The following is a 14,669-nucleotide window of genomic DNA, read 5'->3' as shown; positions in this document are numbered from 1 at the left end:
CGGTCTTAGGTAGCAAATGCACCAAGTTACCGTCTGGATGGCTGTCGTGATCTCGTGTGGAATGGGGGCATGTCAAAGCCATTGATTGTTCACACCCTAAAAGAGAAGCGGGCCGAGATACTGGGCCAGATTAAGGCATATGAGGCGCAGATTGCACATGCGAAGCACGATTTGGCGCATGTGAACGCGACGATTGAATTGTTCGCCGCCCCGGAACGTCAGCGCGCCCGCTACATTGTGAGCCATGGTTTTTTCAAGAAGGGGGAGATCGCGGATATCTGTGTCCGCCACCTCGGTGTTGATGCCGAGCTGACCACGCGTGAGCTTGCCGAGCGCGTAATGGCGGAGCGCGGCTTGGACATCTCAGATACTGCGCTTAGGAACTCTGTGGTCTTCAAGGTCGTCCAGGCGCTGCGGCATGCCAAGCGGCGAAAGCTCGTCAGAATGATCGAGAAGAAGAAAGGCATGTGTGTTTGGGGTGCCGGCGGCGCCGTCACGCTGCGCGCCGTTGCCAATACCCCTTCCACGACCGGCTGACCGGGGACGCGAGCGCGCCGCCGATCAGGCAGTCCGCAAGGTGGCCATTGCTCTCCTCCCGATGATCCTCGAGCCAGGCTGCATGGGCCGCGTATGCGTCGAGATACCTTCCTTCGACTTTCAGATGCTGTCCCCCAATCATCCGCCTGAGCCGTGAGAAGAAGCTCTCGGCAAGGTTGGTATGAGCTCCTCCGACGCTGTAACCCTCTGAATGATTGATCCTTTGCATATCAAAGTCAGTTTCCAGAAGATCCCAATGCGCGGCTTCATCGGCCGAGACAACGGTGTCTGGAGCGATCCTTTCCCTTGCAAACCCGACGCCCTGCGTCTCCCGAAGAAAGGTTCTTGTCACCGTCCGGCCGCCACGCTGGCGGAGCACGACAACCACCCGGCGCTTCCCACTCCGGTTGACGCGCCACCGCCGGTCGACACGCTCCTCCTTCAGATTGGCAGGCCGGACATGGCCACCGAACGCCGCGCCATCAACCTCGACCTCGCCGTCCAGACGGGCGTCCCGGGTCTCCGCCTTCATTGCTTCCCTGAGCTTGTGCATGAGCACGAACGCCGTCTTATGCTGCACATCCAGATCACGCGACATCTGAACCGCGGACAATCCCTTCGCCGCGTTCACGAACAGGCAGATCGCGCCCAGGAGATCGACGAAGGCGAGCTTCCGGGAGGCGAAGATCGTGCCCGACGTCACGCTGAATTGCCGATGGCAAGCCGCGCACTTGAAACGGCGCCTGGTCGTCAGGTCGTAAACATCAACACATCCGCATGCAGGGCAGATCGGTTCACCACCGGTCTCCGGCCAGCGCAGTCGGCAGAACCGACGGTATGCCACCTCTTCCCCTTCGGAGAAGATCGATTTGAGAGACAGAGTCCGAGCGGCAGCCGACAGGAGAAAATGCTGCGCCATATGAACCTCCAAAATCGCGAGTGTTCACATATTGTTCTCATTCATCCTGCTAGTCAATCATTTGGTGCATTTGCTACCTAAGACCGTCATGAAGCGGCTCCTTGGCTACCGTCAAAGCTTTCGATCCCTACGAACGGCGAAGGCGACGTTGAGCAGCATTGAAGCAACCCGAACCATCAAACGAGATCACGTCCACAACAAGCACCTAGGCGTCAGCGGCGAGATCAACTTCATAAGTCAGCTATTCGAAGCCCCATGATATACAGACAGAGTTAAGTCCTATTCTGGATGGCAAAATTAACGCAACAGTCCCGTTTGGCCTATGTCATATTCCGTTCCACCGACCCGGATGGGGTGATCCGCACCTTCACTACGCGCCGCCCCGGGCGGGCTGACTGTTCGCCTTGTGGTACAGGATCAAACTCAAACATGGCCGTGCAATATGCCGCGGGCAAAGTTAGACCGGGCGACACCCGTGTGTCACGCTCCATCATAGGGTGCGAATTCACCACTGAGTTTCTACACGAGACAACCGTCGGGCCGGTCGCCGGCATCCAAAACCGTGTCGTCGGCCAGTGTTGGATCTACGCGATCACACAGATCGGCCTGGATCCAAGCGACCCTTTCCCAAGCGGGTTCTGGCTATCGGACATATGGGGCAGCTGATGGTACCGCGACCGAGCAGAGCCCGGCAATCGTGACCTATTGGCTATGCGCTCTGCCCCCAATCGCCCGGCTGCGCCCCGCCGATTACTCGAACCGGGAGCCGCCGGGCGATTGGCGTCCAGATGGCGATCTTTGCGCCAGCGGTCATACCCCGTTGAAGGTCACTTGAGACATGATGGTGTCCACGTCGAGCTCCACCGCGTCGCGAGGCATGTCGCGGCTAAAATTAAGCCGCACTGCGGCGCGCCGCCCCTCTAGGGTGAAATGCTCTGCGCGCCCGTCAAAGTCGATGACCGACTGGCTGGTGCGAATAGAGACATGCTCAAACGAGCCCTTGATATCGGCAGCGAGATTGCTGAGGGCAATGTCAAGGTTTAGGCCCGCAGGCAGCGAGAGCGTCACATCCGGGTCGCACCAGAAGCCGATCCTCATAGGTCCCTTCTCTATCGAAATCAGTAGCTGATCCCCTTCGCTGCGTACTGAGGAGGAAAGCGCACAGCCGATATTGTCCTCTGTTGTTAGCCGGGCTTCTCGGTCTGTGCCTTCATGGGTCGTCAGCCGTAGCGCAGTGCCATCTCCCTCAAGAATAACCGTTGAGATCAAATCATCGATAGGGACGGTCTGATGGTCTTCTGCTTGCACCAGCCGCGGTCCGGCACTCAGGAGGACCACAGCTGCACTTAGCACGCCGAGGGTAATTTTAGTGTTGCGTTTCATGTCCAATCGTCCTTTGCGGGGGCCACAGGCCCGGTGTCACCTGACGAAAGACATAGAGATTTTGGCCCCTAAGCTGCGACCTGATCCGCGAAAAAGGACGTCCCAAAACGGGATTCTGGTCCTCTGCACGGCAGGTTAGGATTCCGATGGGCGTTCATGCATCCTTATTGGGTCAGTCTGTGGGCGCTGTTCGGCGGCGCGACAGGCACGGCTGCGCCATTCGCTTGGATTAAGGCCCGTGACCCGCTGAAACTCGCGGTTGAAGTTCGATTTAGTGGTGAAACCGACTGCAAAGATCACTTCTGTTACCGGCATGTCGGTTTCCTCGAGAATGCGGCAGGCATCCCGAATGCGAAATGTATTGACGTATTTTGGCACATTCATCGCGCGCAATGTGTTCACCGCGCTTGAAACCTGGCGGGCGGGGACGCGGATCTTGCGTGCGATCTCGTTGAGCGAGAGGCTTTCGTTGCGATAGAGGTGATTGGTTTCCATCTCCAGATCCAATTTGGCAAGGATGCTTTCGGCGCTGGTCTCATCCTCTTGTGACTGCGTCGGAGATGTGATTGTGCTTGGCTGTGGACGCAACGGAACGGTCGAGGTGTCGTGCCGCATGAAGAACACCACGATCAGCGCCAGTAGGAAAGTCAGGTTGGAATACCCCACTAGCGCAGGTGAGATCTGGCTGTCGTTGAGCCTGATGTCTAAGGCCACCATGACATCGACACCCGCCGAGATCAGCAAGATGATGCCAGCCACCATATAGGCGCGCTGGGTCGGAATAAGGCTTTGGAGTGGTCGGCTGGCCATCCAATCCAGATCGAGGTTCATTCCCGACCAGACCAGATGGCCGCCAAACAGAAGGTAGGTCATGATGGATAGCGCATCGACGATGTTGTCATTTCCAAGCAGGAACGCGACGGCATTGACCCCGATGAGTCCCGCCAGCCCACCGAAGACCATCGCCCGGCTGTGGTGTCGGGCGCGCCCAGCCAGCTCGTTCAACGACAGCCATGTTAATGGCGGCAGTGCGATTGCCAGCGAAATCAGTGGCAGTTTGGGCATGTCGTGAAAGCCCCATGAGATGCCGAGCAGGACGGATTGCAATGCAAATCCCGTCACCGTGAGCAGGACCACCCAATCAAGGCCTCGGCCGATATAGCGAGCCAACTGGATGATGACGAGGATCAGGAAAAACGCGGTCAGGAACGGGAGGGGGAAAAAGAGCAAGGTCTCTGATCTCCTGTCATTGTGGGCAGGCTTCTGAGTGCCGGGGCATCATCAAAAGACGCAATCGACAAAGCATATTTTTGCTTTGCGAGGCGCGCGCAGGGGGGCGGCGGCGCAAATGGCTGTGTCTGGCTTTTTGATGCCGTTCTCATTTCAGGCCGCCTTGTAAAGATCGCCGCGCATGTCAAAGACCCTGTACTCAATCTCTGCGGTTTTTGTGGAGCACACCACTAGTGCGCTATCATACTTATTGCACACTCCCTTATAGGAGAGTTGAGCCCAACTTGGAAACCCCGTCGTGTTCCTGAGGACGGTTGGGGCAAACGGATCGAGTGCAAAGCTGTTGAGCGGGCAGGCCAGGCCACGTCCATCTGCCTTGATATAAGCTTCTTTCATGACCCAGAGCCGACCAAAGGCCCGCGCGAAGGCAGTTTCCGCTAGTGGCAACAGCGCGGCCTGTTCCTCTGCGGCAAAGAGGCGCTCTACAAGACGGCGGGCCTTGGGGCGGGGGCGGCGCTGTTCCAGGTCCACCCCGATCTTGGCCTCACAGCAGAGTGCGATCATCGCGGCTCGACCGGAGTGGCTGAGGCTGAAATGAGGCGCCTTTGCGTGCTCCAGCACCGGGCGACCATAGGCTTCACTTGCAAAACGTAGCTCTGCTGGCGCCGCACCCACGTGGGCGCCCAGGATCTGGCGCAACGCCACATGTGCCGAAATGTACTGCATTCGTTGTCTGGGGGAGGGCATAGCGGCGGCGCGGGCCTGTTCGGCCTCATCAAGTATTTTCACGGTTGCATTTTCGATCCTGTCAGGAAGGTTGATCTGCCAGCAGATCACCCGCGGGCGTTGGCGAGGATGGGCGCCAGTCATAGCCCACTGGCCATGCTGCGCCCGATGAGGTCGAGAAGGATTTCGCTGGTGCCGCCCCAGATCGATTGCACCGAGGCGTCGAGAAGATCCTGACTGGCGCGCGCGCCGCTCTCACCGCTGATCCCCCCGGCACCACGCAGTTGCACGGCGAGGCTTGCGAGAGATTTCAGGGTGGCGGTGGTGCGTAGCTTGGCGATGCAGGCCTGTTTTGGGTCAAACCGGCCCTCTTGCACCGAGGGGATACACTGGTCCACAAAACTGCGATTTACCGCGCATTCGCTATATAGCTCGGCCAGTGAGAACCGCGGGCTCTGATGCGTGAGCAGGCTGCCTTCGGGGGTCTGGCGGGCGTCACAGTCGCGGATCAGCTCGGTCAGAATGCGTTCTGCGCAGGCCTGTGCATAGATCGCCAGCACCAGCCGCTCCACTCCCAGAAAGTTCATGAGGTAGACAAATCCCATGCCCTCGCCGCCGAGCAGGTTGCTGCGTGGCACCACGCACTCGTTGAGGGTGATGCGACCGGTATCCAGCGCCGCCATCCCAGTTTTGTCGATAGACTCTTGCGAGACTCCGGGGCGTTCGGTTTCCACAAGAACAAGGCTCAGGCCGGGCTGATCCCCGATGCTACCCCGCGCGCTCTTCGCGGCTACGATCACCACATCCGCGACAGATCCATTGGTGATATGCGTTTTAACACCATTCAACACGAGACTATCGCCACGGGTTTCGGCCGTGGTGGTCATGGTCGAGAGCGCGCTGCCGCCCTGCGGCTCGGTGAGGGCGAGGGCTGCCAGAACCTCGCCCTGCGCCATGCCGGGCAACAGCTTCTGTTTCTGTGCCTCGGTACCAAGACGCTGTACGAAGGGGGCAACGATATCGCTTTGTAGGCAGGTTAACAGCCCGTGGATGCGCTGGCGCGCCAGTTCCTCGATAACTATCGCGCTGTCGCGAAAATCTCTCCCTGCGCCACCGAACTGTGGGGGCAGGCCGCGGGCCAGCAGCCCGGCAGCCCCTGCTTTTGCCCAGGCGGCGCGTGGGGTTTTGCGCGCCACAACCCAGTCGTCGTGATGCGGTGCAATGTCGGAACTCAGAAAGGTCGCAACCTCATCGCGCCATCGGTCATGATCAGCATCAAAGAGTGTTCGCGCAAACATGGAAACCTCGCCGTCAGATTGGTGTCAGGAGTGGGTGAGAGGTTCGGGACGCAAAACATTGGCTCCGCCTAGCTCTACCGCGCGCAGACTGTGGCGCAGCTCTTCCTCGCTGCTGGGCACATCCAGCACTAGGGCGGTGTATCCAAGGGCGCGGTAGCGGCCAACATACGCGGCCACATCGCCATAGCTGCCCACCAGGTAGGGGCAGAAGGTCTTGTAGTTGCGCAGCGGAAACAGCCAATAGGCTCCATCGCGAGCCTCGTGCAGATCCTCGGCTTTTTGCGAAATCTCCTGATGCCAGACGCTGTCTGTGGTCCCGCGCGCCATCTTGTGTGCCAGCTGACCGCGACGATCTTCGGGAAAGCAGCTGCGGGCCTCACGCCAGGCGTCTTCAGCAGTCTCGCGGGCGATCACCCCAACCCTGAGACCGATCTGTCCCGCGCCCGGCAGGGGGGCGAGCGGTTCCAGATCCTGCGGTGGCTTGGTGTAGCTCAGACGGGTCGCGCCCAGTGTTGCAGCGGCGGCTGCGCAGGCTTCCGAGGCCCCCGACAGGAACAGGTCCGGCATCAGTTCGGCTGGCAGCGTGGGCGAGAGCCGCAGGTTGGCGACGTTGTAGTATGTTCCGCTAAAGGTCACCGTCTCACCGCGCAGCAGCGCCTGAAGGATTTGGGTGTATTCCACCAGACGGTCATACCGCGCGTCGTGTTCAGTGGCATCGCCAAGTTGCTCAAGATCGCGCACAAAGCCCCCGGCCACCATGTTGAGCGCCATTTTGCGCCCGTAGAGAAAGGCCAGGGAGGAAACCTTTCTCGCGGCGGCCAGGGGAGACATGTAAAGCGGCTGCACCGCCACCAGCGGTTTGAAACGGCGGGTGCGTTCCAGTACCGCCTGTGCGACGGCCCAGGGGTCCATCAGGCTGTTGTCGGTGTAAATCAACATGCCTTCGACACCGGCGGCCTCGTTCCACTGGGCAAGGGTGCCCACGGCCTCCAGATAGGTTCCGGGTGCAAATTGGACGGATGGCGGGGCGGTGGTAAGCAGCTTCATCTTGAGGTTCCTTTTATCTGTGACGTGGCCTGTCAGACCGGTTCGGTAGGGAACGCGTCGAGCTTGTCCGGTGGTTCCAGGAGGTGCAGCACCCGGTCAATCTGTCCGCGCAGTTCCGAGCGCAGCACAGAGGCAGAGAAAGCGAGCCGTAGCCGCGCAGCAAGGTGATCGCAGGCGGCATCTTCTTGTTGGCACATCTGCGTATAGGCTCTGTCTACCGCGCCGCCAATTGTCCACGCCCAGTCCGCAGGGCTATGTGCCGCTGCAAGGTAGGCGGCCTGCTGATCAACGGGTTGGGTGTTGTCATACAGGGCGCGCGACAGGGCCTGCGCTTGTAAGGCGGCAACGCTCATGCCCTGACCATAGAGTGGGTTGAAGGTTGCAATCGTGTCGCCAATGGGAAAGTATCCCAGCGGTAGCTCCCTGGCGGTACGGTCGAAGCGGCGAAAGCGGACGGACTTGATTGCAAAGCCACGCAAGGGTGACAGCATCGGCGCACCCTTTATGTGCAGCTGCAGTTCCGGCCCTGCGAGTTCCAGCATGCGCTGACGAAACCCATGGGCGTCGCGGGGCATCGCCGCGCCAAATCGTCCGATGAGCGTGACCACCCAGCGGCCGTCTTCGATCGGCGCCATCACCAGCCCTTGGGTGGCGGGAGCCTGCGCAGGTCGCAGCCAAGCGCTTGGCAGATGGGCAGGGTCCGCTGGAAGCCGCGCAAAACATGCGCTCACATAGCGGATATCAGGGCAGCGCGTGGTTTCTGTCGGCGGCTGTAGCCCTGCGGCCTTGAACCATTTGAGAGTATCACCTGCTCGCCCAGAGGCATCGACCACGATCTCCGCCGAAAGACTTTTTTGACGCCGTGTCTGGTCTTCCAGATCAACACCAGTGATGCGCGGCTGCCGCGTGTCGTTCTCCGTCGGTGCCAGCCGCAGGCCTCGGACCCGAGCGATCTCAATACTCAGATGTGGCAGTGCAAGCACCCGCTGACGCAACACATGCTCAAAGAGAGCACGGCTTTGGCTCAGGACTACGGGTCCGGTGTCTTCTGGTGCGCACCAGGCGTGACCATCATGGCTGCGCCACTGAGAGCGCACCCGCAGCGGCAGGCTGCCAGCCGATTGAAGGGCCGCCCCAAACCCTGGCATCAGCTTTTCGAGTGCCTGCCGACCGCTATCGAGAAGCGCATGTACATGTGGTGCTTGCGGGGTGTGGCGGCGGATTAGCGGCTCTACGGGCAGGGCTTCCTGTTCGATCAGGGTGATTGAGGCCACATGGGGGGCCAGCGCACTGGCAGCCGCCAGCCCCGCGACACCACCACCGATTACCACCGCGCGTGGGCCAAGCGGGGTGGCCGACCGCAACGGTTGGCAGAGCGTGTGTGGCGCAACCATTGGCTCAGGCCCGCCCGCTCATTGCCGCGCGCAGAGGCACTCGTGTGGCGCGTAGGGCTGGCAAACCGCCCCCTAGCGCGCCAATCCCAAGGGCCAGCACAACCGCGCTCAGGGCTTGTGGCCAGGACAATGCAAGCTGAAACGCGAGCTGTGCGTTCGCCCCACTCTTGGTTGAGGCACTCCAGCCATCAAGCCCGACCCACGCCAAGGCCACACCAATCGCGCAACCGATCAGCGTGAGCGTCAGCGCCTCCACCAGGGTGGCCACGAAAGCGGCGCTGCGGCTGAACCCGAGTGCGCGTACGGTTGCGATTTCGACCATGCGGTCGGACACCGAGCTATACATGGTGGTCATCGCGCCGACGGCCGCCCCAATGGCCATCACGATGGCTAGCGGCCAACCCAGAAACAAGATGATCCGGCTGATGTCGCTGGCCTGTGCGGCGTAGAACGCCTTTTCGCTCTGGGCCAACAAACCAAGGTCGAGCCCGTCAACATAGGCGCTGAACCGGTCAAACGCGGCCGGGTCTTCAAGACGTACCCTGAGGGACTGAATTTGATTGGGACGGTTGAACTGTGCCTGCACCAGACCGGCATCCGCCAGCAGCTCGCTTTCAAAAACGCTGCCCCCCGCGGTGAAATGGCCGACAACCGTCCATTGCGAGCGGCCAAAGGAGATGGTGTCACCAAGGTTCAAGTCTTCATAGCGGGCGGCCAGACGGGCACCGATCACGATCTCCGCCGTGCCCGGTGTCATCATCCGTCCCGCGCTGATCTGAAGACCCGGACGCAAGGCCAGCCCATTGGCAGAGATACCACGCAGCGACAGTGTTTCGTTCTTGCCACCGTCTTGTGCCACCGCGTCCACTGGTACCACCAGTTCGCGTGAAATGAGCGGCGCGCCCTCGTTTGTTCGAGCAATGCCAGGGGCTTCCTCGATGAGGTGTCCTTGCTGTGTCCCGATCCGGCTCAGCGCCTCGCTGAAGGCTCCGCGGCTTAGAACCAGCGCCACATCCTCAGATCCCGTGGCGGACAGGGTCTTGCGAAAGCCGTTGGCCATGGCAAGGAAACCGAGCAGGACCAGCACGACCAAAGTGACAGAGAGCACCATCGAGAGCGAAATCCATGCCCGACGCGGCAAGCTTCGCAGGTTTGCACCAGAGAGTGCAATGGATTGACGGATAAAACCGAGCATGAGATCACCTGTGTTTGAGAGCTGCCGCGATCGGCAGGCGAAGAGCGTTGATCGAAGGCAGGGCTCCGCAAGCCAGAGCAAACCCGACCGCGAGCGCCAGCGCCGTGGCAATCACGCGCGGGGTCAGGTAGAGGCCAGGCACCACGCTTTGCAGCGCATCCGCCAAAACCGGAATGGCCACTGCAGTGAGACACAGGCCAAGGCATAGCCCGAGCGCAAAGAGCACTAATGTCTCTGCCAGAACGATGCACATGATGCGCCCGCCGGAAAAGCCAAGAACTTTCAGGACGCCGATTTCCAGCGTGCGCTCGCGGATTGCAAAGATCATTGTATTGGCCACGATCATCAGGATGGTGGCAAAGGCCACACCGACGATCAACCTGACGAGCAGCGCGATGTTGGCGAATTGCTCGAGGAAAGCCGACATGAAGGCAGTTTCGGACTGGGTGCGGGTTTGCGCGCCCGAATTTGCATAAAGCGCATCAATCTCCCGAGCCAGGGCCTGGGTATCGGCGCCGGGCTTGGGCTGGATGCCAAACAGATCGACACGGTTCTTGTTGCGCATGACGGCGGTATGGAAGTAGTCGGCACGCGCTAGGAGGAAGCTCGTGTCCGTGGTCATTTCGGCACCATCAAAGATACCCGCGATGGTAAAGCGCCAGTTGCGATCCCCACCCGACCGGGCGTGTACGAAACTCGTCAGCGTAACCGTGTCTCCGGTGCTCCAGCCCATGCGCTCTGCGAGCGTGCGCCCGACCAGGATGGCGGTGCGATCGGCACCAGCGGCACGCAGCATCTCTGTGCTGAAGGCATAGGCATCTGAATAGACCCGCGCATAGCTCTCAAGATCAACCGCATTGGCGCCCACGATGTTGCGTTCGTTTTCCACATAGGCCCGCAGGCGGGTGATATGGGTGACATCTGCAACCCCGTTCAACGCCTGGATCTCAGGTAGGTATGACAGCGGAAGGGTCTCGTTGCCGCCCACTTTGGAGGCGACCACCAGACGTGAGGTCTGCGCGCTTGCGCCTTTGAACCCCTGCTGGAAACTGGAGAGAACCCCAAAGATAAAAAAGGCAACGCCGATACAAAGGATCAAAAGGATACTGCGCAGGAGCTTGCGCGTCAGATTCTGGCGGATCAGCAAAGACGGGCTTAGGCGCATTGCGCGATCTCCTCGGAGACAAACCGACCCTTGTCGAGAATGACCGTACGCTTGGCCACACGGGTCGAGCTCTCGTCATGGGTCACCATGATGATGGTCTTGCCAAGTTTGGTGTTCAAAAGCTGCAACAGCTCGAGGATTTCGTCGGCGGACTTGCGGTCCAGATCCCCGGTAGGTTCGTCACAGAGCAGGATGCGAGGATCGCTTGCAATGGCGCGGGCAATACCGACACGTTGCTGTTGGCCACCCGACAGGAGCGAGGGCAGGTGATCGTGGCGGTCGGCCAGACCGACGATGTCGAGGATCGTATGCACGCGCTCGCGCCGTTCCGCAGCGCTAAGGTCTGTTAGCAGTAGTGGCAACTCCACGTTTTGCGCGGCGCTCAGCATCGGCATAAGATTGTAGAACTGGAACACGAAGCCGATCACTTCTGAGCGCCAGCGTGTCAAAGCACGGGTGCTCATCTTGTCGAGCATGGAGCCACCGATGCTGACATGGCCGCGGACCACGGTATCGATACCGCCAATCAAGTTCAGAATGGTTGATTTCCCAGATCCCGAAGGTCCCATGATGGCAAGGAAATCGCCATCGGGGATCGTCATAGTCAGGTCTTCAAAGATCGGAATACGCGATTTGCCGAGCGGGTAGCTTTTGTAAACGCCGTTCAGTTCAATGTCATAAGAAACAGAGGTCATGGATCAATTGCTCCCTTTGAGGCGGAGTTGGGCCAGCGCCCGGTCCGTTAGTTGGATGAAAGTTGCTTTGGCAGACATATTGGGGCGTACGCCGATCAGATCGTCGGCTTCCAGCCGCAGGCGCACACGGATGGTTGCTTTCTCGCGCGAGGCGCGCGGATCGATCATGGTGACCTGAGCCGCAAAACTGCGTTCGGGGAAGGCATCTAGGCGCACATCAGCGCGCTGATCGATCTGGACAAAGGCGATGTTGCGCTCTGCCACGTCCACATCGACGTAGAGATGGCTGACGTCCATCAGCTCCATCAGACCTGCTTCATCGGCGCCGCCAGTGGTGCCGGAGGACACCATCATTCCAGGCGCCGCCGGTAGCGAGACAACCACTGCATCAAAGGGCGCGCGCAGGATATGTTTTTCCAGATCGCGTTCTGCACCTTCGAGCGTTAGCCGGGCAGTTTCAACCTGGCTTTGGGCGATGGTGATGCTGTTGGCGCGCACAGCCAGGTCGAGCCGCGCATCTTCAAGCTCGGAGCGGCGGCCGACACCACGCGCGTTAAGCGTCTCCAACCGCTGAAGTGGCGCTTCGGCGACGGCATAATCCGCTCGTGCGCTGCGTAGCTGCGCCTCGGCAAGACGATAGGCTTCATGCGCAAGCCCCACGGCAAGCTCAGCATCGCTCTGATCGAGATACAGCACCGGATCACCGGTTTTTAGTCGAGTGCCGACCTCGACGTCCACCTGCGCGACCCGACCGCCGATGTCGGACATGAGCACCATCGAGGTGGGTGCCACAACAAAACCAGACCCGATTACACGCGGGCTGACAGGAGGAACAGGCGCGAGCGTTTCAACCGGGGCGGCTGTATTGGCTTTCACCGTTGGCGGTGTGTCGGATACAGGCACTGAAGGCGGGGAGGACCATGCAACGCTCTCTTTTGCGACTGCCCAGACCTGCGTGGCCTCGGTCATGGCAGGTTTAGCAAAATCCGGGACAAAATCCCGAGCACTTTCGCCAAGTGCCAAACCAAGCGCAAGTGCCCCTGTTAAGAGGATCAGACCTGCACCACCCAAGCGCCGCCCAAGACGTCTACGGGGTCTGGGAAAAAGCGGTGGTGCGGACACGGGGCGCACGGTTTCTGGACCGTTGGCCTTGTCCTGCGAGGCTTCGGTGGGGCGTTGTTCAGTGGGTCGACCAGCCGCACCCGATGTACTGCCTCGATTGATGGACAGGGACCTTAGCCTGGTCTCAAGATCTTCGGAAGCGGACATCGGGAACTCTCTCCTCGGGCGGGGTGGTGATCGTGCTGGGCGTCAGGATCTGACCGTATGCAGGGCTTGATGCTGATCCTGGCGAATGCGGACTAAGCGCGAGACCTAAATCACAAAGTAGGACGTCCTAATCGATGGAGGTCTCATGTGTTCAATGGGTTATCTGAATGTCGAACCTCTTCGTGCATTGGAAAACCCTTGGTCGAACCCTATGTGAGAACCGGGATTGGAGCCGCCAGTTCTGTCAGCAGTGCATGAGAATCGACCTTCCCGTTCACTGTCACAGGCAGTTGATCCAAGATACGGATGTCGCGCGGGATCATGGTCTGGGGCAGGTGCTCGGCCAGCGCATTGGCACAGTGCGCCGGTGTAAGCGGCACCCCGGTGGCAGCTTGTACGAAAAGCACAATATCGCGCAACTGACCCTTCTCGCGCACCGGCAGGCAGGCGGCCTTGTGAATCTCTGGCAGCCCATGCGCAGCGCGCTCGATCTCGTCGAGTTCGATCCGGTTGCCGTTCCATTTCACCTGCCGATCAGCGCGCCCCAGAAGGAATAATCTTCCCGTCGCATCCACATACCCAAGATCGCCGGTACGATAGCACTGCTGCCCGTCACGCTGCGAAAAGGCGCGATTAGCGGGATGGTTGGCGGGGATATAGCCGGTGACAATCTGGGGCCCGCTCAGTTCCACCTCTCCGGGGGTGCCTTGCGGTACGTCTTGACCATCGCTGTCGATAATGCGCATGCTATTCTTCGCTAGTGCTGGACCAAGTGGCAGCCGGTCGCGGGTGCTCAGATCGCTGGCGGTAAGACACTGCACATGGCTCATACAGGTGCCTTCGGACGGCCCATATGCGTGTCGCACCTCAGCCTTGGGAAAGCGGCGCCAGAGCTCTTCGATCAAGCTGGGCTGTACGGCTTCGCCGCCGATAAAGAAACAACGCAGTTCCGGTAGGCTCGCCGCGCCAAAGCCCGAGTCGGTACACATCAGTTGAAGCAGCGAGGGCGTGGAAAACCACGAGCGCGCCGCCACCTGATCGCGCTGCCCTGTCAAGGCCTGCAGGTTCTTGCGCGGCATAATATTGTGGCGATGGTCCAGCATCACCACGGGACGCCCCAGCGCCAGCACGGGCCAGAGGTCTAGCATACCCATGTCAAAGGCGAGACTGGCGTGATTGACATGGCCACTTTGCCAAGGTGCGAGCCCCTGGCCGGCAATCTGCCGCAACATGTCGCCGTACCACGCATAGAACGCTTCAAAATTCCGGTGTCGGATCGGCACACCCTTTGGATCGCCAGTGCTTCCGGAGGTGAAAATCACATATAGGAGCACCTCGGGGTCGACATCGTCCAACGCGTCCCCGGCCAGCCTGGTTTCAGTGGCGCGCGGGATCGGCTGGCATGGAACCGCACCTTCCAGCGCAGGCGTTGCATCCGCATACAGCAGATGTGCCGCGCCGCTGACTCGCAGCATCCGGGCAATCCGATCAGGCGGGTTTGAGCGGTCAGCAAATACGAAGCCACGCCCGGAAAACATACATGCCAGCATTGCCGCCACCACATCTGGTTCCTTGTGACCGTGAACCATCACGAGGCCTGATGTGTGATGGGCCCTCAGCCAATCCAGAATCGCCTGTACCTGCGCTCCAAGCGCGCCAAAGGATATGACGTTTGCATCGCTGACCAGTGCAGGGGCTTCGGGGTGCTGCTGGATTTGGGTTGCGATGTCGCGCAGGACTCTCTGTCTCATTGGGCTCTCCCTATTGGGATGTGGAAATGGGTGGCTGGGGCAGGGGCTGGAGGTCTAGAT

At 60.1% G+C, this 14,669-nt stretch carries 14 protein-coding genes; 2 read left to right on the top strand and 12 right to left on the bottom strand.

Annotated features, from left to right (window positions below):
- Positions 1–69: 69 nt before the first annotated feature.
- A complete protein-coding gene (locus Q0C28_RS16640) occupies positions 70–537 on the top strand; it encodes a hypothetical protein (RefSeq protein ID WP_293577475.1) in 468 nt (155 codons plus the stop codon).
- Here the strand turns inward: Q0C28_RS16640 and Q0C28_RS16635 are convergent.
- Complete coding sequence (locus Q0C28_RS16635) at positions 494–1,456, bottom strand: IS1595 family transposase (protein WP_293577474.1); 963 nt, start codon at positions 1,454–1,456, stop codon at positions 494–496. The two genes, Q0C28_RS16640 and Q0C28_RS16635, sit on opposite strands and share 44 nt — an antisense overlap.
- Before the next feature lie 288 nt (positions 1,457–1,744).
- Here Q0C28_RS16635 and Q0C28_RS17805 point away from each other — a divergent pair, with 288 nt between their 5' ends.
- The gene (locus Q0C28_RS17805) at positions 1,745–2,122 is read left to right on the top strand and encodes a proline racemase family protein (protein WP_366934248.1); all 378 of its coding nucleotides are present in this window, start codon (positions 1,745–1,747) and stop codon (positions 2,120–2,122) included.
- A 144-nt stretch (positions 2,123–2,266) separates the two neighbouring features.
- Here Q0C28_RS17805 and Q0C28_RS16630 read toward each other — a convergent pair whose 3' ends face one another.
- From Q0C28_RS16630 to Q0C28_RS16580, 11 genes are all read right to left on the bottom strand, one after another.
- Positions 2,267–2,839 (bottom strand): hypothetical protein, encoded by a 573-nt coding sequence (locus tag Q0C28_RS16630; protein ID WP_293577473.1) that lies wholly within the window; start codon positions 2,837–2,839, stop codon positions 2,267–2,269.
- A gap of 135 nt (positions 2,840–2,974) precedes the next feature.
- Positions 2,975–4,069 (bottom strand): AraC family transcriptional regulator, encoded by a 1,095-nt coding sequence (locus Q0C28_RS16625; RefSeq protein ID WP_293577472.1) that lies wholly within the window; start codon positions 4,067–4,069, stop codon positions 2,975–2,977.
- Positions 4,070–4,222: 153 nt separating this feature from the next.
- A complete protein-coding gene (locus tag Q0C28_RS16620) occupies positions 4,223–4,939 on the bottom strand; it encodes a 4'-phosphopantetheinyl transferase superfamily protein (RefSeq protein ID WP_293577471.1) in 717 nt (238 codons plus the stop codon).
- Positions 4,936–6,093, bottom strand: a complete 1,158-nt coding sequence (locus tag Q0C28_RS16615) for an acyl-CoA dehydrogenase family protein (RefSeq protein ID WP_293577470.1) — start codon at positions 6,091–6,093, stop codon at positions 4,936–4,938. The genes Q0C28_RS16620 and Q0C28_RS16615 overlap by 4 nt, the downstream gene beginning before the upstream one ends.
- Positions 6,094–6,117: 24 nt before the next feature.
- Entirely contained in the window at positions 6,118–7,140 is a 1,023-nt protein-coding gene (locus Q0C28_RS16610; protein WP_293577469.1) for an LLM class flavin-dependent oxidoreductase, read from the bottom strand.
- Between the two features lie 32 nt (positions 7,141–7,172).
- On the bottom strand, positions 7,173–8,534 hold the full coding sequence (locus Q0C28_RS16605) for a hypothetical protein (protein ID WP_293577468.1): 1,362 nt from the start codon (positions 8,532–8,534) through the stop codon (positions 7,173–7,175).
- Positions 8,535–8,538: 4 nt separating this feature from the next.
- Positions 8,539–9,729, bottom strand: coding sequence for an FtsX-like permease family protein (locus Q0C28_RS16600; RefSeq protein WP_293577467.1), 1,191 nt, complete (start codon positions 9,727–9,729; stop codon positions 8,539–8,541).
- Positions 9,730–9,733: 4 nt separating this feature from the next.
- Positions 9,734–10,894, bottom strand: a complete 1,161-nt coding sequence (locus tag Q0C28_RS16595; RefSeq protein WP_293577466.1) for an FtsX-like permease family protein — start codon at positions 10,892–10,894, stop codon at positions 9,734–9,736.
- Positions 10,885–11,589 carry an ABC transporter ATP-binding protein gene (locus Q0C28_RS16590; RefSeq protein WP_293577465.1) on the bottom strand — a complete coding sequence of 235 codons (705 nt, stop codon included), beginning with the start codon at positions 11,587–11,589 and terminating at the stop codon, positions 10,885–10,887. Before Q0C28_RS16590 ends, Q0C28_RS16595 begins: the two co-directional genes overlap by 10 nt.
- 3 nt (positions 11,590–11,592) lie before the next feature.
- Positions 11,593–12,858, bottom strand: coding sequence for an efflux RND transporter periplasmic adaptor subunit (locus Q0C28_RS16585; RefSeq protein ID WP_293577464.1), 1,266 nt, complete (start codon positions 12,856–12,858; stop codon positions 11,593–11,595).
- A 209-nt stretch (positions 12,859–13,067) separates the two neighbouring features.
- Entirely contained in the window at positions 13,068–14,609 is a 1,542-nt protein-coding gene (locus Q0C28_RS16580) for an AMP-binding protein (RefSeq protein WP_293577463.1), read from the bottom strand.
- Positions 14,610–14,669 lie beyond the last annotated feature (60 nt).

The sequence above is a fragment of the Phaeobacter sp. genome (genome assembly GCF_022825805.1).
In the GTDB taxonomy this organism is placed as follows: Bacteria; Pseudomonadota; Alphaproteobacteria; order Rhodobacterales; family Rhodobacteraceae; genus Phaeobacter.
This window is presented reverse-complemented; position numbering and strand designations above follow the sequence as displayed.

Excerpts from the sequence above, each read along its gene's own strand:
- Q0C28_RS16640 (WP_293577475.1), top strand. The coding sequence starts at position 70 with ATGTCAAAGCCATTGATTGTTCACACCCTAAAAGAGAAGCGGGCCGAG.
- Q0C28_RS16635 (WP_293577474.1), bottom strand. The coding sequence starts at position 1,456 with ATGGCGCAGCATTTTCTCCTGTCGGCTGCCGCTCGGACTCTGTCTCTC.
- Q0C28_RS17805 (WP_366934248.1), top strand. The coding sequence starts at position 1,745 with ATGGCAAAATTAACGCAACAGTCCCGTTTGGCCTATGTCATATTCCGT.
- Q0C28_RS16630 (WP_293577473.1), bottom strand. The coding sequence starts at position 2,839 with ATGAAACGCAACACTAAAATTACCCTCGGCGTGCTAAGTGCAGCTGTG.
- Q0C28_RS16620 (WP_293577471.1), bottom strand. The coding sequence starts at position 4,939 with ATGACTGGCGCCCATCCTCGCCAACGCCCGCGGGTGATCTGCTGGCAG.
- Q0C28_RS16615 (WP_293577470.1), bottom strand. The coding sequence starts at position 6,093 with ATGTTTGCGCGAACACTCTTTGATGCTGATCATGACCGATGGCGCGAT.
- Q0C28_RS16610 (WP_293577469.1), bottom strand. The coding sequence starts at position 7,140 with ATGAAGCTGCTTACCACCGCCCCGCCATCCGTCCAATTTGCACCCGGA.
- Q0C28_RS16605 (WP_293577468.1), bottom strand. The coding sequence starts at position 8,534 with ATGGTTGCGCCACACACGCTCTGCCAACCGTTGCGGTCGGCCACCCCG.
- Q0C28_RS16600 (WP_293577467.1), bottom strand. The coding sequence starts at position 9,729 with ATGCTCGGTTTTATCCGTCAATCCATTGCACTCTCTGGTGCAAACCTG.
- Q0C28_RS16595 (WP_293577466.1), bottom strand. The coding sequence starts at position 10,894 with ATGCGCCTAAGCCCGTCTTTGCTGATCCGCCAGAATCTGACGCGCAAG.
- Q0C28_RS16590 (WP_293577465.1), bottom strand. The coding sequence starts at position 11,589 with ATGACCTCTGTTTCTTATGACATTGAACTGAACGGCGTTTACAAAAGC.
- Q0C28_RS16585 (WP_293577464.1), bottom strand. The coding sequence starts at position 12,858 with ATGTCCGCTTCCGAAGATCTTGAGACCAGGCTAAGGTCCCTGTCCATC.
- Q0C28_RS16580 (WP_293577463.1), bottom strand. The coding sequence starts at position 14,609 with ATGAGACAGAGAGTCCTGCGCGACATCGCAACCCAAATCCAGCAGCAC.